Annotated in this window: 21 protein-coding genes; 10 read left to right on the top strand and 11 right to left on the bottom strand. The window is 43.0% G+C overall.

The genetic code is table 11. From position 1 onward, the window contains the following. Positions 1-76 precede the first annotated feature (76 nt). Together B5X68_RS27350 and B5X68_RS27355 are read right to left on the bottom strand one after the other, a co-directional pair. On the bottom strand, positions 77-886 hold the full coding sequence (locus tag B5X68_RS27350) for a PDDEXK nuclease domain-containing protein (RefSeq protein ID WP_082217959.1): 810 nt from the start codon (positions 884-886) through the stop codon (positions 77-79). A gap of 82 nt (positions 887-968) precedes the next feature. Further along, positions 969-1,595: a recombinase family protein gene (locus tag B5X68_RS27355; RefSeq protein ID WP_082217960.1), complete on the bottom strand. Its 627-nt coding sequence runs from the start codon at positions 1,593-1,595 to the stop codon at positions 969-971. A gap of 640 nt (positions 1,596-2,235) precedes the next feature. On the opposite strand from B5X68_RS27355, the gene B5X68_RS27360 reads away from it, so the two are divergent. The 4 genes from B5X68_RS27360 (at position 2,236) to B5X68_RS27375 (ending at position 6,135) form a co-directional block, all read left to right on the top strand. Then, positions 2,236-2,865: a DUF305 domain-containing protein gene (locus B5X68_RS27360; RefSeq protein WP_082217961.1), complete on the top strand. Its 630-nt coding sequence runs from the start codon at positions 2,236-2,238 to the stop codon at positions 2,863-2,865. Positions 2,866-2,867: 2 nt separating this feature from the next. After that, positions 2,868-4,265, top strand: a complete 1,398-nt coding sequence (locus B5X68_RS27365; protein ID WP_229208587.1) for a YncE family protein — start codon at positions 2,868-2,870, stop codon at positions 4,263-4,265. Positions 4,266-4,343: 78 nt separating this feature from the next. Continuing rightward, positions 4,344-5,402 carry a sensor histidine kinase gene (locus B5X68_RS27370; RefSeq protein WP_082217963.1) on the top strand — a complete coding sequence of 353 codons (1,059 nt, stop codon included), beginning with the start codon at positions 4,344-4,346 and terminating at the stop codon, positions 5,400-5,402. Then, complete coding sequence (locus B5X68_RS27375) at positions 5,371-6,135, top strand: LytR/AlgR family response regulator transcription factor (RefSeq protein WP_082217964.1); 765 nt, start codon at positions 5,371-5,373, stop codon at positions 6,133-6,135. The genes B5X68_RS27370 and B5X68_RS27375 overlap by 32 nt, the downstream gene beginning before the upstream one ends. 300 nt (positions 6,136-6,435) lie before the next feature. On the opposite strand, the gene B5X68_RS27380 is transcribed toward B5X68_RS27375, so the two are convergent. The 6 genes from B5X68_RS27380 to B5X68_RS27405 all read right to left on the bottom strand — a co-directional run bounded on the left by B5X68_RS27380 (position 6,436) and on the right by B5X68_RS27405 (position 12,202). After that, positions 6,436-7,359, bottom strand: coding sequence for a molybdate ABC transporter substrate-binding protein (locus B5X68_RS27380; protein WP_082217998.1), 924 nt, complete (start codon positions 7,357-7,359; stop codon positions 6,436-6,438). 26 nt (positions 7,360-7,385) lie between these two features. Further along, positions 7,386-7,847 carry a DsrE family protein gene (locus B5X68_RS27385; RefSeq protein ID WP_082217965.1) on the bottom strand — a complete coding sequence of 154 codons (462 nt, stop codon included), beginning with the start codon at positions 7,845-7,847 and terminating at the stop codon, positions 7,386-7,388. 36 nt (positions 7,848-7,883) lie between these two features. Continuing rightward, a complete protein-coding gene (locus B5X68_RS27390) occupies positions 7,884-8,924 on the bottom strand; it encodes a c-type cytochrome (RefSeq protein ID WP_082217966.1) in 1,041 nt (346 codons plus the stop codon). 165 nt (positions 8,925-9,089) lie between these two features. Continuing rightward, complete coding sequence (locus tag B5X68_RS27395) at positions 9,090-9,992, bottom strand: LysR substrate-binding domain-containing protein (RefSeq protein WP_082217999.1); 903 nt, start codon at positions 9,990-9,992, stop codon at positions 9,090-9,092. A 71-nt stretch (positions 9,993-10,063) separates the two neighbouring features. After that, the gene (locus B5X68_RS27400) at positions 10,064-11,041 is read right to left on the bottom strand and encodes a YeiH family protein (protein WP_082218000.1); all 978 of its coding nucleotides are present in this window, start codon (positions 11,039-11,041) and stop codon (positions 10,064-10,066) included. A 573-nt stretch (positions 11,042-11,614) separates the two neighbouring features. Further along, positions 11,615-12,202, bottom strand: a complete 588-nt coding sequence (locus B5X68_RS27405) for a chemotaxis protein CheB (protein ID WP_082217967.1) — start codon at positions 12,200-12,202, stop codon at positions 11,615-11,617. 376 nt (positions 12,203-12,578) lie between these two features. On the opposite strand from B5X68_RS27405, the gene B5X68_RS27410 reads away from it, so the two are divergent. Continuing rightward, entirely contained in the window at positions 12,579-12,761 is a 183-nt protein-coding gene (locus B5X68_RS27410) for a helix-turn-helix domain-containing protein (protein ID WP_229208588.1), read from the top strand. A 97-nt stretch (positions 12,762-12,858) separates the two neighbouring features. Then, complete coding sequence (locus B5X68_RS27415) at positions 12,859-13,848, top strand: DUF1259 domain-containing protein (RefSeq protein WP_082217968.1); 990 nt, start codon at positions 12,859-12,861, stop codon at positions 13,846-13,848. A 384-nt stretch (positions 13,849-14,232) separates the two neighbouring features. On the opposite strand, the gene B5X68_RS27420 is transcribed toward B5X68_RS27415, so the two are convergent. Together B5X68_RS27420 and B5X68_RS27425 are read right to left on the bottom strand one after the other, a co-directional pair. After that, entirely contained in the window at positions 14,233-15,237 is a 1,005-nt protein-coding gene (locus tag B5X68_RS27420; protein ID WP_082217969.1) for a phosphotransferase, read from the bottom strand. Positions 15,238-15,257: 20 nt separating this feature from the next. Then, a complete protein-coding gene (locus B5X68_RS27425; RefSeq protein ID WP_166444593.1) occupies positions 15,258-16,031 on the bottom strand; it encodes a DUF547 domain-containing protein in 774 nt (257 codons plus the stop codon). Between the two features lie 154 nt (positions 16,032-16,185). On the opposite strand from B5X68_RS27425, the gene B5X68_RS27430 reads away from it, so the two are divergent. From B5X68_RS27430 to B5X68_RS27445, 4 genes are all read left to right on the top strand, one after another. Then, positions 16,186-16,878: a TIGR04283 family arsenosugar biosynthesis glycosyltransferase gene (locus tag B5X68_RS27430; RefSeq protein WP_082217971.1), complete on the top strand. Its 693-nt coding sequence runs from the start codon at positions 16,186-16,188 to the stop codon at positions 16,876-16,878. A 68-nt stretch (positions 16,879-16,946) separates the two neighbouring features. After that, positions 16,947-17,279 (top strand): arsenosugar biosynthesis-associated peroxidase-like protein, encoded by a 333-nt coding sequence (locus B5X68_RS27435; RefSeq protein ID WP_082217972.1) that lies wholly within the window; start codon positions 16,947-16,949, stop codon positions 17,277-17,279. 38 nt (positions 17,280-17,317) lie between these two features. Beyond that, positions 17,318-18,364 carry an arsenosugar biosynthesis radical SAM (seleno)protein ArsS gene (arsS, locus tag B5X68_RS27440; RefSeq protein WP_082217973.1) on the top strand — a complete coding sequence of 349 codons (1,047 nt, stop codon included), beginning with the start codon at positions 17,318-17,320 and terminating at the stop codon, positions 18,362-18,364. Continuing rightward, positions 18,315-18,992, top strand: coding sequence for a TIGR04282 family arsenosugar biosynthesis glycosyltransferase (locus B5X68_RS27445; protein WP_229208589.1), 678 nt, complete (start codon positions 18,315-18,317; stop codon positions 18,990-18,992). The genes arsS and B5X68_RS27445 overlap by 50 nt, the downstream gene beginning before the upstream one ends. 1 nt (position 18,993) lies before the next feature. Here B5X68_RS27445 and B5X68_RS27450 read toward each other — a convergent pair whose 3' ends face one another. After that, positions 18,994-20,127, bottom strand: coding sequence for an MFS transporter (locus tag B5X68_RS27450; protein ID WP_082217975.1), 1,134 nt, complete (start codon positions 20,125-20,127; stop codon positions 18,994-18,996). Positions 20,128-20,189 lie beyond the last annotated feature (62 nt).

Genomic DNA, 20,189 nt, shown 5'->3' on the forward strand with positions numbered 1-20,189 from the left:
AAAAAATTATGTTACTTTACCAAGGAAGAAAAGTGCTATGAATGAAAGCGATAGGATTTACACACAACATAATTGTTTACGCAACATATGATCTGTTATGTTGTGCACAACATAAAAGTTCAATAACTACATAACATTTAAGTTTCACGTGATAAAATAGCAAATCCAAAAAATAATCAGAGTCTCCTACAATTAAATGGTATTGTCTTCCAATAAAAGCAAAACCCTTTCCAAGCTCGAGCAAGAAATGAGTTATGTGTTTAGTGAGCTGTATCTCTATGTCCTGCTCCTTAGCTTTTGGTCCAAGTGTTATAAAATCGAAGACATATGGGTCTTTCAAGGTTTGTTGCGCTAAATCGGAAAATGGCTTAGGTAGAGTCAAATCGAAATTTGTCACAGAAGCTCCTGCCCGAACATATAAATTGGACTTCAGCTGCAATGCTAGAATATCCCTGCTCCATCCATTTTCCAGGGTTTTCTGCAGATAGAAAGTCGCTTGATCCAAGTTATCTGATTTAGTAAATATTAGGATATTATGACCCCATGGTATTTGTTTAATCAGCCTCTTGGCCAATTGGTCAACAGGTTGTTGACCAATTGGCCAAGAGTAGAAAGAATAAAATCTTTTACAGTATTTCAGATTTGAAGATGATAAACCTTTAATATCTGTAAAGTCTTCTTTCAGATCTTTTGACAACGTTTCTATCAGTTTATCACCCCATTGTGTATCAGCTTGTTTTTCAACAATAAGCTTTCCTAAGTCCCAATAGAACTCAATCAATGCTGAATTCGCAGCAACTGCAGCTCTGATCTGTGAAGAACGAATTTTAGACTTAATCTCACTAAGCCATATCCAATAGTTGTCGTCAAATTTTATATCGTCCATTTCTCTTCCATCAATAATGCATAAACACTAAGTTATTCGTACCATTGATTAACGGTAATGGATAACAACATGTAAAAATTATTTAATTATTTGGCAGGTTAGAAATAGAAATCTTTTCGGACCGTGTCCAACCTTCTATTTCTATCCCCTCATGCCTAAGATAGTTATAGAGCGTCGTTTTGCTTCCAATCTTTAATTGTTCGCAAATCTGATTGGTTGTGTATTTTTTACTCAAATACAAAGTTGCTGCTAGGCCGGCAAGCTCCTTCGATTTTTTTGTCAATCCCTTTGGCCTACCTCCTACCCTCCCACGCGCTCGCGCGGCTTCCATTCCAGCCAAGGTCCGTTCCATCAAGATTTCCCTTTCATTTTCAGCAAATACTGAACTGAGCATATACCAAAGCCGTCCCATTTTTGTTGAAGTGTCAATTCCCTCTGAAATACTCCGGAAGTCCACTCCCATCTCCTTCCATTCAACCATCAGCTTGATCAGCTCATATGTCGTCCGACCAAGCCGGTCGATTCTCCAGACAACTATGACATCTCCTTTTCGAAGCTCCGAGATCATCCTTATATATTCAGGTCTTTGCATTGATGCACCCGAAATCTTTTCATGATATATTTTCTCACATCCTGCTTTCTTGAGGGAGTCAAATTGCAGGTCTTGGTTCTGCTCAGTCTTTGAAACCCGTATATATCCAATAACCATCCAAATAGTACAGTTTAACGTGCCAGTTAGCAATATACAGTAATTTGTTTTGGTGTACCACTAATCTGGAATTTAAAAGTGCTGAGAAAGGTCCTTTTGAGAACTAGAAGGGAAGAAAAATTAAAGGCGCTGAGAGTACATAAAAACCACCGAATAAATTAGCTAAAATTTCACATAGATATTTTCTATATGTGAACGTCCAACAAAAAAGCCTGCACTTATGGAACAGGCTCGTGTAGTAAGTATAGAAAAACAAATCCGACTCAGTGTTTCAGCTGAAATCCCCGGGTAGGAAGGAATCAGGCTTGGGGGAAAGCGCCTAATAAATTCAGAATATGTTTTTGCAATCTGTTCGTATCGTTCGTCTGCACCAAGGCTGGTGGATGATTGGATTCGCTTCTGGGTGGCTATGGTTCCTGTACGGTCAATTTATCTGAACATCAGATCTACGGCAGGGACGGTTTTGATAATCCTGCATACTCCCATGCGTAATGCGCAGCACATCTGGATCTTCCGTCATTTCCAATATAGTAATCAGCCTGAATTCTGCCGCTTTTAGCTTCCAATGTGCCGGTTTTAACAAAAGCCGCTGCAGGAAATAAATCTCATCCTCCTAGTTTTACTATTAAATCTGAAAGACATGAAAAATAAAATATTTAATACGTTCAAAATAATGCTGGTATTAGCGTTGCTTACAGCCATCAGGCCCGTTAAAGCGCAATCTATGCAGATGCATCATCAGCATTCGTCGGCAGGTAAAAACATGCTCCTTACCCTGATGGATTCCATGATGGTACAAATGAGTAAACTGCCAAAAGCCACTTCACCGGAATCTGATTTTATACAGCAGATGATACCGCATCATGAAGGTGCCGTAGCCATGGCAAAGTATGAAATTCAGCATGGCAAAGATTTTAACATGATACAGCTCGCCAGAAGTATTCTGACTGAGCAAACCAGTGAGATCCAGCAGATGAACCTGTGGTTAAAGCAAATTTCTGCAACGGACAAAGAAATGCCCTCCGGTTACCAGCAGTCTATGAACCAATCGATGCAGACCATGATGAACACCATGCCTTCAAATGAGCAGCTGACAGATATTGATCATGCTTTTGCAGCTGTGATGGTCCCGCATCACCAGGCCGCTGTTGATATGGCCAAAATCATATTAAAATATTCCGGTGATCAGCTGATTACCGGTTTTGCCAAACAACTTATTTCCTTACAGCAGGTTGAAATTGAACAAATGTCCTTATTCTTAAATAAATGAAAATGAAAACAATAGCGCTTGCAGTCATATTAAATCTTGTTGGTTTAATTACCGCTGCCCAAAGTCCGTATGCTCATGACCGTGTTTATACAGGTAACCAGGTTTCCAATACCGTTTCTGTTGTAGACCCATCAACGAATAAGTTATTGGGAGAAATTAAACTGGGTAAACCCTACCCTAACGTATTGAGTCCCTTATACAAAGGCCAGGCGCTGGTGCATGGCCTTCGATACTCACAGGAGAAAAAAATACTGGCTGTGGTGTCCATCGGCTCCAATGCTGTTACCCTGATCTCTACGGAAACAAACCAGATATTGAAGACCATTTATGTTGGCCGTTCCCCGCACGAGCCGACGTTTACGCCCGATAGTAAACAAATATGGGTGTCTGTGAGAGGAGAAGCATACATCAGTGTCATTGATGTTGAAAAAATGGCAGAGATCAGGCGCGTACCCGTTGCAGACGGACCGGGCATGGTATCCTTTACACCGGATGGCAAACTGGCCTATATATGTTCCAGCTTTACGCCGGAGGTAGATATTGTGGATGCAGCAACTTATACAATTGTAAAAAAGATTCCGGTTACCAGCCCCTTTTCACCCAATATATTTACCAGTCCCAAAGGTGAATGGATAGCCATGACGCACAAGGATACTGGGAAAGTTACCATTATCAATACCGCTTCTCAGTCTGTTGCCAAAGTGATTACGACCGGCGCGATAACCAATCATGTTTCTTTCAGTTATGTGAAAAATAAACTGATGATGCTCGTTACAGTTGGCGGTGAAAACAAACTGCGGGTATTTGATGCAGCTCAGGATTTTAAACAAACCGATACGGTTAATATCGGAGCTTTGCCTCATGGCCTGTGGCCTTCGACGGATGGAAAATTACTGTATGTAGGCCTGGAATTCGCTGACCAGGTGCAGGCTGTTGACCTGCAAACAATGAAAATAATCAGCACGATCCAGATTGGACAAAGTCCGCAGGCACTGGTTTATGCTGAAAATGCGGTAACTAATATCAACGCTAAATCCGGTCTTTCTGCCCTGAATGATACGGCTTCCACACAGGTAATTGCATTAAATGCAGTTAACACAAATCAAAAATCACATGGCAGAATTGCTGTGCGAAGCATTGGCCTGGCTGATCTGGTGGAGCAGATTTTCACTTCATTACAACCGAACACCTCTTATACCCTGGCTTTATCAAGGTCAGATAAAGCGCCGTTTTCTTCTGATTATCAGATCAATACTTTTGATACCGATGCGAATGGCAAATACATGGGTCAGTCTACCGGGCTGGTTAAAACGATTAACAGTGTTGATAGTCAGTCTTTCCGTCATGTGATTTTAACCGACACTAAAACCGGGAATGTTGTATTATCAGATCAACTTTAAAAAGTAGATTTACAACAGACTGTTTGATAAGCCCTTATGATTTTTTAAGGTTATCTTTGGCCGACTGTCAACTATTTTATGATTACCAAAAACAATGTCCGGTTGAGTAACAGCACTGTGTTTCGTGTCTCTGCCAGAGTGATATGGTTCAGTGCTTTATTTATGGGCGTTCTGGCGTCTATACCGAAAATACTTCAGCTGCATATTACGCTTATCGAACTGGCTGTGGATGCATCCGTTGCTTTTTTGTTTTCCCTTTTTGTATGGTATTTTAATATATACAGTCTGCCTAAATTTTCAAACCGACAATTTACCAGCCGGTTTTTCAATCTCAGACTGCTCTACAGTTTGCTTTTGGGCATTGGTTTAATGTTTCTGCTGGTCAGTGCCCATCAGCTATTGTTTCCGCATTATAAATTTGAGTCGATGATCATGATGTATGAGTTTCGCGGCATACTCATCAACCTGACCATTTATATGTTTTTATACCTGCTTTATCAAAGTTATCATACACAGCTGATCGGTATAGAACTGGAACGTGTAAAAGCAGACCATATCGGGGCACAATATGAATTACTGAAACAGCAGGTCAATCCACATTTTCTTTTTAACAGCCTGAATACATTGAAATCGATGATTGAGATTGGCGATGCGCATTCCGTGGAGTTTGTTCTTAAACTTTCTGATTTTTACCGTTTTACACTGAACAACAGACAACAGGATATTATTCCGCTGTCAGAAGAATTAAATATATTGCAGGCTTATATGTTTTTACTGGAAGCGAGGTTTGAAGAAGGCATCAACCTGAATATCAATATTGAGACATCCGCAGCTTTTACTTTCATTCCTCCTTTTACATTGCAGTTACTGGTAGAAAACTGTGTAAAACACAACGTGATTTCTCTTGAACATCCTTTAAATATTAAATTGTACACCGCTGATGATACGCTGATTGTTGAAAATCAATTGCAGTTAAAGAAAAATCCGGAAGCATCAACAGGAATGGGACTGGAAAATATCAATCAGCGTTACCAGCATCTTACTCAGAAAGAAATCAGAATAGAACAGAATACAATTTCCTTTAAGGTTATTTTACCTCTTATTTATGAAAATCCTGTTGATCGAAGACGAGATTAAAACAGCCAAGGCATTAGGGCAATTAATTTTGTCTATCAATCCAACTGCAAAAATCCTGGCTACTATACAAAGTGTTGAAGCAGCAGTTAAATACATCAGGGAAAATGAAAGTCCTGACCTGATCTTTATGGATATTCAGCTGGCGGACGGCTTGTGTTTTGACATATTTAAGCTGGTTAAAGTCGTTTCGCCGGTTATATTCTGTACCGCTTTTGATGAATATGCACTGGAAGCTTTTAAAGCTAACGGAGTAGATTATGTGCTTAAACCGTTTTCCAGGGAAAGTTTAACGGCAGCACTGGATAAAGTCGTTCACCTGAAAAACTTTTTTCAAACACATGACAATGCTTTGCCGGATCTGGAAGTTCTGCTGAATAAAATTGAAGTCCGTGGTAAAAAAGGCTTTCTGGTATTTAAGAATAACAAATATCTAACCATACAAACAGAAAATATTGCGTTCTTTTACACCCATCATGATACCACCACGATAACGACTTTTGATGGCCAGGAATTTCCCGTAAACCAATCCTTGGATGAGATTTACCAGCAATTGGCACCACATCAGTTTTTCCGCATTAACCGTCAGTACCTGGTAAACTATACGGCTGTTAAAGAAGTAGAGCATTATTTTACCCGCAAACTGGTCGTATCTTTATCCGTTGACACTCCCGATAAACTACTAATCGGAAAAGATAAAACTGGCTCATTCCTGAACTGGCTGGACAGCAGATAGTAAGTAAAATAAAACAATTACTCTCATCCCCACCTCCTGGTTACATATCCTTTGATGGTTTATGACAAACTATGCCAGCATAAATTCAGATCCTCCAAAAAATTCCTGCATGTACCCTTGCACTTTTCTGTCATTTTTCTTCAGGTCCGATTGTTATTTTAACCCTAGCCTATTGTGCACATTTGTTAACAGCATAAAACGGGCTTCCCGGATTGTTAAATAGCACGTGCCGGGCTGTGCATTTGCCGTCGCTGTTATCAGAAGCCTCTGGCTAAAAAAGTCTTTTCATAGACCATTGGCTTAATCCACTGTAAAGCCATACTGGCGGTAAATCTTTTTTGCTTCGCTGCTGACCAGAAAGTTCATAAAATCTTCGGCAGCTTTGGGATGTGGCGCGGTTTTGAGCTGCCCGGCCATATAGATTGCCTGGATATTTTCCTTTTCCGGAACCGGGATCATCTCGATTGGATTGCCGATCATCTTCTGATAATAGGCCTCAGAATACCACACGGGCCCGGCCTGTGATTGTCCGTACATGATGCGCATGGGCGTCTGACGATGATGGATCTGGGTCAGATACGTTGTTTTATCTTTTACTTTTAGCTCCATGATCTTTTTTCGTAGCATTTCGCCACCGGCTTTCACATAGGCTTCTTCTATCCTTTTTCCAATTCCCTCCCATTCAGGATTGGGCATGCTCACCATCACATCTGCCCTTCCAAGATCACAGAGCCCTTTTACATTTTTAGGATTACCTTTTTGCACCATGATTGCCAGATTGTTTTTAGCATATACTTCGCTGCGGCTAAAAAAATCCTGCATCTCGGAGATCTTGGATTTGCCCGCCGTATAAACATCAGGCTGATGCGAAATCCGCATGTTGCCAACTGTTATTGATCCACTTTTAATTTGCTTGGCCAAAATACCGGGCGGAAGTGTCTCAGCAAAAATGCGGGTGTAATCAGGATAGGCTTTTTTAAAGCCGGCCAGAAGGTCATCAATGACCATAAACTGGTTTCCGGCAAAAAACACAACCAGCTGCGGATCAACGATATCTCCGTACAGATCAGGCACATTGTCAACACCCGCTACGGTAAAGGAAAGGCCTTCGTTCCAGGGTTTGTTCCAGGGTGGGTCAAAACGGTGTTCCTGCTGCTGGGCATGAAGCTGACTTAGGCTTGTTAAACTCAAAATGAGTGCGGTGATGATTACTAAATGTTTCATATCTGTTGTTAATAGGTTGATGATGATCATGGATGTACAATGGCCCAGCCTTGCTGCTGACGGATAATGATTTCTCCGTTTCCGCTGGGCACATAAGAAATAAAGTCAAAGAGCTCATCTTTGCTGATTTTTCTTTCTCGCATCGTGTTCTCGCATTCAGCCAGAATCACCCCTCGCTGCTGCAAAGCTTTTAGCTGGGTTTCATAGGGCTGGTCCTTTTTAAACACGGTCACTCCCCCGCCATGCGCCACAAGTTCCACTTCCAGTTTTCCATTTAAACGCGGGTCATCCAGCGCATTCATAATGTTTCTCATCGTTGCTTTAATTACTTTTTCGTCATCACTATTAAGCTGATAAACCACCTTATAGGATTTCTGATCTGCAATAGCTCCGTGAAAATCTGCTGGACTTACGGGAGATTTCTGCGCAATCGCACCTGCAGAAATAAGCATTGCTGCTACATACATCATTGTTTTCAACGTTTTCATCTGTTTTGGTTTTAAAAGATTAGGGTACTGTTTAAATTATTTTCTTTCTTTTTTTGCATCTGCAATAGCCTTGAATGGACCAAGCTTATGCTGTTTCTCTGTAAATTCGTCAGCATAGGGTGCAAACGGAAAATCAATTGGTTTTTTGGTAAGGTCCACCCAATCATTTTTTTGGTCTTTGTGCGGGCGTGGCTGTGAATTGACAAATGCGGCAAGATCCCAGGCTTCTTTCTCAGTCAATAGCCTGTTTTCATAACTCGCACCGAAAGGCATGTTGTTTACCACATAGCCTGCAAAGGAGGAAAGCCGGTAAAGTCCTGCCCCGTCGTTGTAGCTGTTTTTACCCCAAAGCGGCGGATAGATGTAAGACCCTTTCTCCGGATTGGGTATTCCTTCACCGTTAACACCATGACAGCTTTCACATTTGGCTTTGTAAATAATCTGCCCATTTTTAGGATCTGCGGCTCGGTCAAGGTAGGCAAGCTTCTCTAGCCCCGTTCCTTTCGGCACGATACCTTTGGGAGTATCCTTCCCCAGCCACTTCATGTAAGCGATCATCGCTGTCATTTCCTTGCTGGCGCTGTCGGGTTTCGTTCCGTTTAAACTTCTTTCAAAGCAGTCTGAAATGCGTTTGATGATGGTCTCTTCTGTGCCCGAACGTGCCCTGAATTTGGGATAAGTGCTGAATACCGCCGCATAATTATTGCCCATGATTTTGGTACCTGCGTCAAGATGGCAGTTCTGGCAGTTCATCCCATTACTAATCTGCATCACAGTTCCTTTTGGCCCCAGGTAGTCAGCGGTGTGTGCAATCAGCTCTTTTCCATACCGGATCAGCTCTATCTCGCTGATTTTGGGAATAGAATCTGTCTTCGGCGGCTGCCAGAGTTGATTTTGCGGCCGCACTGATTCCGTTTTCTTTGGGGCACTAGCAGCACTGGCTGATGGAATTTTAGCCGGTCTTTGCGCCAGGCCAGGCAGTAGAATTCCAGTGATCAGCAGCAACAGACCTGCCAATCCAAGAAGACAAGTCAGAGTATTTTTCAGCAACTTCAGAAAGGTTATTGGATCCTTCATATTTATTAGGTTTAGAAAATTATTGTTCAGGCAGATTCAAGGGTATGATGACGTTCTGCTGATTGATGATACAAAGATAGGGTGAACACAGCCCTAATAGAAATCATTAAAAGTAATGTGCCATAACATTTCATTATAGAAGAGCGTACCATTCATATACTTTCATCACCTGGGTAATCCGGCATTACGGCAGGCAAATTTCATAAACAGTTCAGGAAGCGCTTCTTGCTGACCATGAAGCTGTGTGAAATAAAAATACCTTTCTATGTTAAGCCCTTCAATATCGACAATGTAGCACTCCTTGTTTTGAAGCTCCTTTAATACCGCATGGATCGAAAGCAATGCCATACAATCAGAATGAAGCATGTATAATTTTATACTTTCGCTTCCTCCAAGCTGCATTTCGCTTTTTAAATCAGACAGGCTCATGCCTGCCGCTTTTAGTGCATGTCCGATTACTTCCAGTGTTCCCGAACCCGGCTCCCGAAGAAGAAGCGGAATTTCTTTGAGCTGCTGCGGCAGAATAGACCCTGATTTTACAAATGTATTTTTCAAACTGGAAACCAGCACGATTTCATCTTTCAGAAACTCTGAATACCGGATGGCTGTATTTTTAGAATAACCCTCGATCACGCCCAGGTCAATTATTTTGTTCTGAAGCAGCTGCTCGATCTGCTCGGTATTATTAACCGTAAGTGTCACCTGCACATCCGGTAACTTATTATGGAATGCGGCTAAAATAGGAGGTAAAACATATTGTGCAAGCGTGGTACTGGCACCTAGCCTGAGTATACCGCTATGCCGTCCAGCCAGCGCATTGATATCAAATTCCAGGTTCCGGTAGGCTTCAAGTATCTGCTTGGTATGCACCAGCAGCAGCTGTCCGGCCTGGGTCAGGGTGATTTTTGAACCGTCTCTTTCAAAAAGTTTTATCTTAAGCTGGCTTTCAAGCTCATGGATATGTTTGGTCACAGCAGGCTGGGATATAAACAACTCAGAAGCTGCTCTTGTAAAATTAAGCCTGGTAGCAACTGCTTGAAATACCTGCAAACGAAAATCGAATAGCATAGCTCTTTTTAAAGTTAGTTTAGCCGGATTTTCCATCCGTTCATTATATTTTATTTTTATAAAGTCCTTTATCAGGCCCAATGCACAACTGCATACAAGGCAACGGCCGAGATCACGATCCAGAGTGCAAGGCCCTGAAGTAACGGCTTGTACCCAATGGATGTAAGCACTTTTCGTGACAGGCCAGCACCGATCAAAAACAAAGTAAGCGTTAACCCCGCCTTAGCGATACCGGTTAACAAGGGCTTTACCAGGGCGATCTGAGGGACATTGGTATTGACCACCATGGCAAGTATGAAAAATCCTATAAAGTAAGGAATATTAATCTTTTTAGATTCATTCTTAAAGATAAAGGTGGAAGCAAAGGCAACCGGTATAATCCACAGTGCCCTGGCAAGCTTTACTGTGGTGGCTACTTCAAGTGCCTGCTCGCCGTATTTGCTGGCCGCCCCTACTACCGAACTGGTATCATGGATCGCCAAAGCACACCATAGGCCAAACTCAGCCTGGGACAAATTATAGTAATGTCCGACTAGCGGAAAAATGATCAATGCAGCTGAATTGAGAATAAAAACACAGCCAAGAGCTACAGATATCTGTTTCTCTTTCGCCTGGATGACGGGAGAAATTGCTGCAATCGCGCTTCCGCCGCAGATCGCCGTTCCACTCGAAATCAAAAAGGACGTTTTTTCTTCAATACGCAGCCATTTTCCCAGCAGATAACCGAAGCCCAAGGTCATACTGATTGACCCTAATGTGAAAAGTATGCCCTCACTGCCTGCTTTAATCGCACTGTGCACATTCATGCCAAAACCCAGGCCAACAACAGAAGCCTGTAAAAGCCAGTGCGTTGCTTTATGGTTTAAGTGCAGGTATGGGTGGCCGCTTAGCTGAGCAACAACCAAGCCCATCAGTAAGGCCATGGCCGGACTTACCAATTGTGTAATGCTAAGCACAACACAAACAATGAATATTATTTTTCTGCCGTTTTCGCTTAGGTTAACAAGTAATCCACTCGTTTGCTTTGTAATCTGATTTTGAGTATTCATGACTTTTCTGTTTTGATACTCAAAGGTCCTGGATTTAGGATTCATATTTTCATCACAAAAAGGCATGTGTTATAACTAAATGTTATCATACATAAATTATCTTTCCCAACATTGTACCAGTCAGGTTTATTATCAAAGGTGCCAGATGCTCTTTACCCCACTTTCAAGTTTCGGGCAGGTCAACTCATTGCATAACCCTGTCCAGTTGTCTTTTTCAACCAAAACGTCGGTTGAATGGTCAACGCTTTTTAGGACGGGTCAATATTTATAAAATACGATTTAACGTGTACGGCAAACCATTATATGTACCAAAAGAGCTTATGGTATCTCAGAAGTGAATAATGTTGCATTTTTACCAAAGTTCGTTTATACCACCGATTAAATTCGAGGTATGACATATAGATATCGTTTATATGTCAGTGATTAAATTGAAATATCACGATCCTTGGTACCCGCCGCATCACGAAATAGTAGGAATTCCTTGCGGTGAATCTTGCTGAAAAATGGAGCCTCAAATCGCCAAGGATATATGGCCTTTGTCATTTGCGCTCGTTGGCGATTATTAAGAATTTGTTACACGAGGTGACGGGTCTGCAAATAAGTTGTTAACGCGTTAGCTAGTTTGCGAGGCGAGAGTATCTCATCAGGGCTATCTTTTATAATGGCAGACACAGGCATGCTATCAAACAATGCAGTTGACGGGTCTTGAACTAATACAATGCCCCCATGCTCATGGATGCGGACAGCCCCTTTGGCACCGTCAGAGCCCAAGCCAGAAAGGATAATGCCGACTGCTTTATCGGCAGAGTCATCAGCCAGGGAGTTGAAGAAAATGTCCACCGCCCAATTACTGCGATCATCTGGGTCCCGGTTAGTCGTTTGCAAATGCCCCTTAGATATCGTCATGAATTTGTTGGGAGCTAGCAAATAAATATGATTCGCTTCGACAAGGTCCTGATCTGCTGCCCAACTAATGGGCAAGTTGGTATTTGGCATTAGCAAAACGTCCGCTACACTCGGGTGGTCACGGTTTAGGTGTTGTAATACTATGAAAGCAGCATTCGGGGCTTTAGGCAGATGCGAAAAGAAATCATGAATATCTTCCCTTCCCCCCGCTGAAAAGCCAATGGCTACTATAAACAATTCCTTGCGGCCCCCCATGATATAAAGCGTTTAGCACTCTTTATGCAAGCTAACCATTTAAAATTGGACTGAAACCTGCTCAGGTAGTACTAGTACCTTTATAGAATTCGAATCTTATGTAAGAAATTATGACAAGGACAGAACACATACCCCATTTTGCTCCAGAGCTACATACCCCTAATGAAACAATTGAAATTACTGTGAAAGTAACAATCAGCCCGGTCGCGGTATTAAAATTTCAAATTGCTATCTAACTAATCAATGTTTAATATTTCTCCTTTATGCTGAGTTAGTCAGACGACTTAGCAATAAGTTTAAGCCTGAAAGAAATTTCGGAAGGCCTACAAATACATCCCTCGTATGTCTCCGGCGAGTTTTTGAAGTATTTCAGCACTTGTCCTTTGGTGAATATATCCGGAAGTTGCGCATCGAAAAAGCAGTAGACCTGCTTGCCAGCTTTGACCATACCTTATCAGAGATTGCCTATCTGACGGGCTTTTCAGATCAGAGCCGTTTTAACAGAATATTCAATGCGCGCATGCGAAAGCCCTTCCGATTTCAGAAAAAATTGGCCTAAAAAGTAATCCCGGTACAAATCCGTCATTTTCATACTATCATTTAGCTGCACTTTAAGTTAGTATTGCACCGCTAGAAGCAACCACCAAATGATACATATGAACACAGACACATTTTTTTCTCGCAGGAACTGGCTACGCGCCAGCGGAGTGCTCGGGTCTGCCCAGCTTCTGGGGCTAAGGCCGTTGATGGCAAAAACCAATAGCGTGGCAAAGACGCCTGCCTTGACGCCAGAAGAAGTTGCCGCCATTGAAGCCGCGATGGGCAAAAAGGGCACCTACAATGAAGGGCAAGCTGTGCATACTACCCCGTTGCCACGTAACGATTTGAAGGTAACTGTGAAAGGCGAAGCTGTCCCGATTCCATTTGGATTTGGCGGCTGGGCTTCCATCAAAAAGACCCTGGACGGCAAATCGGCTGTACTGATGAGCGATACAGTGCTTTTAGAAGAAGAAGTAAACCTATTAATATCAGCCGCACATGCAAATGGGCTGGAAATTGGAGCGATCCACAACCACTTCTTCTACGAACAGCCACGGATTTTCTATATGCACCTTCATGGCATGGGCACGCCGCAAGAGCTGGCCAAGAAATTCGCTGCAACTATTAAAGATGCCAAAATCTCCCCGGCCAACCAGCCTGCGCCTTCTGCGCCACCAACCACCACCGGGAAAGAACTCTTTGATATAACCGCCCTTGACGCGGTTGTTAAGTATACCGGCGTAGTGAACGGCCCAACCTATAAATATACTGTTGGCCGCGACGATCTGACGGTGATGGCTATGGGCGCAGAAATGACAGCTGCCATAGGCCTGAACTCCTGGGCAAGCTTTGCAGGAAATAAAGACAGCGCCCATATAGCGGGTGACATTGCCATGCTGGAAGACGAAGTCAATACAGTCATTAAAGCACTTCGGGCCAACAACCTGGAAGTAGTTGCATTGCATAACCATATGTTTGGTGAGAACCCAAGGATCATTTTCCTGCATTATTATGGCCGTGGTCCAGCCACTACGCTTGCAAAAGGGTTTCGATCGGCCTTGGATGTTCTTGGAAAACCTGTTAAAGCGGCGCATTCAACGCACTAGAAAAATGAACTCAATTACCCAAAAACGCCCAAATCGGTCAGATCGCCTGCTCGTAGCTGATCAAAACTTTGTGGACAGCCAAGGCTTTTTCCCATTATGTGCCCAAAGACCAGGTTTCTGAAAGGGCCCGCGGCTAAGGGCGATCCCATAAGATATTGAAGGTACAGGGTATTTCCCATTATGGCCATGCGATGAGTGCAGCTTTGATTACATCATGGCTAAACACCAGATTGATGACCTTGCAATTAAAGCTCGCGCTCATTGTCAGAGCAGCAAACATAAAGGCTTTCCGCCTGTATGGACGGAATCAGCTTGGAGTTATATTACTGCGCTCACACCCTTACATGTAGTATTCCCGACAACCGACGATGAAATTGAGATGGCCTAATCTGCGCTTGTATGTGGTAGAATTAAAGTCCTTGCAAATCTTAGCAGCTCCTGCTTTTGCTGTAATGTTCTCTGCATGGGTAATTGTGCCAATCCAATTAGCCGCCGGATAATTTCAATGCCAACAAACTGATTTAAGGTGAAGTAATCAATTTGATTGATCAAGTTGTATCTATCCAGCGTAAAATCAACTATTATTTTACGTTGGCCTGCTAGGTGCAGGTGCGCAATCATGACGCCCAGATCAAACTCGGCAGGGCCATAAAAGCAGAACTCGGGGTCGATAATTTTTATTCCCTGCGTTGTATCAAGCCAGCTACCCGGATAAAAGTCCCCATGTAAAAGAGATTTTCCATCAGAAAGATAGGTTTGTCCCAAATGTGCAGCCTGAGTTTTTAGCTCATTATCATTCTTGTAGACAGTAGCGACAGCTTGCAATCCTGGCTGGACTGTATCAAGATCAAACCCGTTCTCTTTCATAAACGGGTATTCGAATATGTGTTGATGGTTCAGCGCCCTCATAGCATTGTTTTTGAGCGAATCGGCGGGCGATACGCAGGAAAAACGCGTATGAAGCGTGCTTAAAAAATCCGTTAATTGCGAAACTTGGGAGATTTCAAGAGCCCTGGACGAATTGTATAGATATATAAAATCGCTGGCCGCGCCCAAGTCTTCCAAGGCCATGATATTGTTCACCGGATCAAGGCCAATCAGATCCGGGGTGAAGTCTGCGATCAACGGGTCAACGTTTGTCGTTTGATAAAAAGCACCTTCCATCAATACCCTGTCGGCGGGAGCACTCACATGCGGGTACTTTTCGACATATCCCCTGGATTGCTTGACAATGAAGGATCTGTCCTGGGTGGTTATCCGGAGCACATAGTTCATATTTCCCTCCCCCGGCACTGAAACCTGACTTATCCGTTCCCTATTTGTTAACCAGCCCTGGCTTTGCAGGTAAGTCTCGAGCGTAGCAATGTCGTTTGCACTTAGAATAAACATGTAAGGCTTTTTAGGATAAATTATGAGTCAAAGTTTTTCATTTTTTGCGTCCAGTCATACTCTTTGAATTTCAACGAATATTCTGAAAAGTCTTCGCCCAGGTATTTTTCCAAAATTATTTTAATACCCTGATTTCCACCAAAATCTGCTTTGAACCACTGCAATATCCGGCTAACCATTACTGTTTTTTTCTGCGGATTGATCTGTGTATCCGTCTTTAAAAACGATGATGCAGCAATGCCGAGCTGTTTGTCGATCTTATCATAGTCATAAAATGCGATTGGTGGACAACTGGTTGCACCACAGTTAAGGGCAAAATGAATACGATAATCAATTTTAGAAACAGCTAATTGTTTAATGATCTTACCAGGAAAAAACTGAGGCAGATAGCCCAAACTCAATTTCGCCCGGTAACGTCTGAGGATACCATGTTCGATCTGGTCAAGGCTCAGTTTTACCCCTCCGATCGTTATCAGTTTTTCCTCAAAAATGGCTGGCCTGGTTTTCTTTTCCTTTGTAGCAAGGATCTGAAAGTAAGCATTGTAGATGTTGATCCAGAATGTTTTACGGGCATCATCGTCAGCCAATCCGGAAATCAGGCAATCGGTTTTGATGGCTTCCAAAGCCTTGTGAATACTATCTACTGGCTCATCCATCTTCACCTGCAAGAGCAGTTTTCCTGATAGTGCAATCAGTTTTCGGTCAGGTTCTTTGTTAGATTGGCCGGCAACGGGTAGTAAACCAACTGCCCATATAACTAAAACAAGGCCTGTTATTACTAATATCCACTTCATTTTTTTTACCATTAACCATCAATATATCACGCAGGAAATCAATTCAACATCATTTTTTAGAAGTTACCCTGGCAATAAAACTGTTTACTTCTTGTCCCCGTACATACGCGTAGTGAAATTATTTAGATTGCTCACTGAAATCGTTCCGATACCTATGAAGCTCAGTATAATCATTCCAACCTACAATGAAGCAGCTAACATTGCACGCCTGTTACAGGATTTGTTCAGATATGCAGGTGATCAGCCGATTGAAGTCATTGTATCGGATGGTGGAAGCAAAGATGCTACCTTGGAAATAGCGCTCCAAGCCGGTGCAAGCGTGCTCAAATCTCCCAAGCCAGGCAGGGCAGCACAAATGAATTATGCTTCTGGTTTTGCAAATGGAGATGTGCTATACTTTGTTCACGCCGATGTTGGCATAAATCAGGATTATTTTCAAGACATTGAGCGGGCTGCGTCAGACGGGTTTGAAGCGGGCTGTTACCGGTTCCGCTTTGATTCAAACCGGGCAATCCTTAAAATCAACAGTTATTTTACACGTTTTAACAGGCTGATGTGCCGCGGTGGTGATCAAACCCTTTTTATAACCAGAAAGCTGTTTGACCAGCTAAATGGGTTTGATGAATATTATACCATTATGGAGGACTATGATATCATCATCCGGATCTGGAAAATAGCCCGGTTCAAGATCATCCCAAAAGAGGTAACCGTCTCTGCCCGAAAGTACCAGAACAATAGCTGGCTGCGGGTCCAAATTGCTAACTTAACTGCTTTTACCATGTTTTATTTAAAAAGAGAACCGGCTAGCATTGCCTTAAAATATAAATCCCTGCTGGATTACCGGTGAGACAAGCGCCCGCTTAATCTTTGCTATTCTGATCATCGTATATAAATGCCAACCTTAATCTGCCAAAGATGAATACCTATTATAATCCCGAAGACCTAAAAAAATTTGGTTCAATTGGTGAATTCCAGAAAGAACTGGCTGATAAATTTTTCTCTTATTATGGCTCTGTATTTGCCGAAGGTGCACTTACTGCCAGGGAGAAATCGCTGATTGCACTCGCTGTTTCCCATACTGTCCAGTGTCCTTACTGCATTGATGCCTACACGACAGATACCTTGGAAAAAGGGTGTTCGGAAGCAGAAATGATGGAAGCCGTGCATGTGGCCGCCGCCATTAGAGGGGGAGCGACTTTGGTGCACGGCGTTCAGATGATGAACAAAGCAAAAGATCTTTCCATGTAAGCGATTGTCGGCGTTTCACCAGTAACCCAAGTAAAGCAATGAAATCACTCAAGGCAAGCGGGCATTTGCTCTCGGATTCTGCGTCGCAGATCAAGACCTTGCATGACCAGGTGTTTGATAAGCTGCAGCTTCCTCTTTTTGAACAAAAAATGGAGGCTGCATCCCTGTATCCTTTAAAACCGGCCCGCACCACCACCATGCAGATTAATGTTGGTAAAATGTGCAATCAGATTTGCAAACATTGCCATGTGGATGCGGGTCCCGACCGGAAAGAGATTATGACCAGGCATACCATGCAGCAGTGCCTGGATAAACTTGCGGATTCTGAAATTACTACCGTCGATCTTACGGGAGGGGCACCTGAGATGAATCCTGATTTCCGTTGGTTTGTTGCAGAACTGACTGCAATTGGTAAACATGTTATTGTCCGCTGCAATTTGACTATTATCGTAGCCAACCCAAAATATCACGACTTGCCTGACTTTTTTAAGCAGCATCAGGTTGAAGTAGTCAGCTCGCTGCCCTTCTATAACGCCGACAAGACAGACCGGCAGAGAGGCAAAGGCGTTTTCGAGGATTCTGTGAAGGCATTAAGGATGCTAAACGCGAGAGGCTATGGAGTGGAAGGCAGCGGGCTTATCCTTAATTTGGTTTACAACCCAAATGGGGCATTCATGCCTGCGCCACAACAGGGCTTGCAGCGCCAATTCAAAAAGGCCCTGCATGATGAATTTGGAATTTTATTTAATGAGCTTTTTGCAATAACCAATATTCCTGTCAGCCGGTATCTGGATTACCTGATCAGCTCGGGTAATTATGATGGCTACATGGAAAAACTTGTTAACGCCTTTAATCCCGTAGCTGCAACCGGTGTCATGTGCCGGTCAATGGTTTCGGTCGGTTGGGATGGCTCACTATATGATTGTGATTTTAATCAAATGCTCGATATGCAGTTTGATGCTGCATACAACCACATCAGTCGCTATGACCAGGAGCTGATCGATAATCGTGAAATTAAGACTGGTCAGCATTGCTATGGCTGCACAGCTGGTGCTGGTTCAAGCTGCGGCGGTAACACGATTTAGCCCGTTTCCTATGAACAACGCTTTAATTGTTTTTTTGAAGAATTTAACGCTTGGAAAGGTTAAAACCAGATTGGCAGCTACCATTGGCGACCAGAAGGCCTTAGAAATTTATAGCCAACTTGTGGAACATACCTTAAATCAGGTGAATACGGCTAACTATGAGAAATTGCTTTACTTTTCCGATAACCTGCATAGTGACCTTCCTGTAATTGGACAAGATTTTCTGCTTCGCCAACAACAAGGCGGCGATCTGGGAGAGAGAATGTCAAATGCTTTCAAAGAAGTCTTCGAGTCGTCTGCTGAGAAAGTACTTATTATAGGAACTGACTGTCCTGGCCTGGATACATCTATTATCGAGCAGGCTTTTGATGCACTTGATATGCATCAAGTTGTGATAGGGCCAGCAAACGACGGAGGTTATTATCTTCTTGGAATGACTGGTTTCCATAGCTTTCTTTTCGAAGATGTACCATGGAGTACTTCAAGTGTGCTGGAATTAACGCTTCAAAAATGCGCCATGCATGGGCTTAGTTATACGCTCCTCGAAGAACTTTCAGACATAGATGATGAAAATGATCTGAATTCATGGAATGAATGGTTAAAAGTTAATCAGTCCAGAGAATCATGATCTATACAAGTAATGTCTTGGTTCGTTTGTGATAAACCCAGGTATGAACTATTAAAAGCAAAGTGAGAGCAGTAAAGATCAGGCTCACATCGTTATTGGCCAATAAAAAGCCGCCCGCCAATGCACCAAATGCGGAACCCGCATCCCGGAAAGTGGCATTAATTGAGACAGCGCGCGTCACATCGTCTTTCCCAGCGGATGCTGCGCCCGCTGCCAGGGATGCATTGACATTATAAAACGTAAATACGAGGATCAATCCCGGCATTACCCAGCCGCTTGTTGCCAGCAGCAAACCCATGCAGATCAAAAGTATTGACCCTGAGTAAATGTTAGCAAGCCCAAACCGGTCAGCGGACCAACCCGCAAAAGGCGAAATCAAAAGCGAGCAGATCCGTCTGAAAATAAGAAACCCGGCAGCAGCGGCAGTAATTTCAACTGCCGACCAATAGGGATGCGCATCCATCAACAGGGCTCCAATTAAAACCACAAGCATACCTTCCACTGCAAAAGCCGCTAGAAACGCTAACCGGTTAAAGACTGATGGAAATGATAATTTGAAGTTAAATGGGCGAGCTCGCAAGCTGTCCCTTTCTTTTAGTTTAAAAGCGAGGCAAATTCCTGGCGTCGAAAGGAGCGCAATTACTAAAAAGATCGAGCTAGGACTGATTACTTCAAAAAGCAGTGGGCCAACCAACAACGCTAGTAGTGGGCCTGATTCGATAATGCTTTGGCTCATTCCCAGTGCCAGGCCTTTCTTTGGATAATCCATGGCATAAGTAATTGCCCCAACGCGAAGGACAGAATACGATATACCCCACAAGATCCTGAGCAGCACCAAAGTTACAATGCCAAAACCTGCACCATAGCCAGCTGTGGCTAATACGGATACAGTTGCCGCGACGATTATAGGTATACGAAATCCCACAAGACTGAAAACGCGCAAGATAAGTGGGTTAAGCAGAATCCGTGTGAAGCGATTAATTGACAGGATGGTTCCTATCCAAATGATTGGAACGTGGATGCTGGAAGCATTTACTGGCAGAAAAGAATATAGAAATGCATCACCCATCAAAGCGAAGCTCAAGCTGAAAGACGCATACATGGGCAATTTCATTTCGGCAATATTCTTTCTCATCCCTCCCTTAATTCGGTTTATTTAGCTCTTACAAACCTTAATCTGACTATGTATCTTGCGGC

The organism is Dyadobacter psychrophilus (assembly GCF_900167945.1).
In the GTDB taxonomy this organism is placed as follows: Bacteria; Bacteroidota; Bacteroidia; order Cytophagales; family Spirosomataceae; genus Dyadobacter; species Dyadobacter psychrophilus.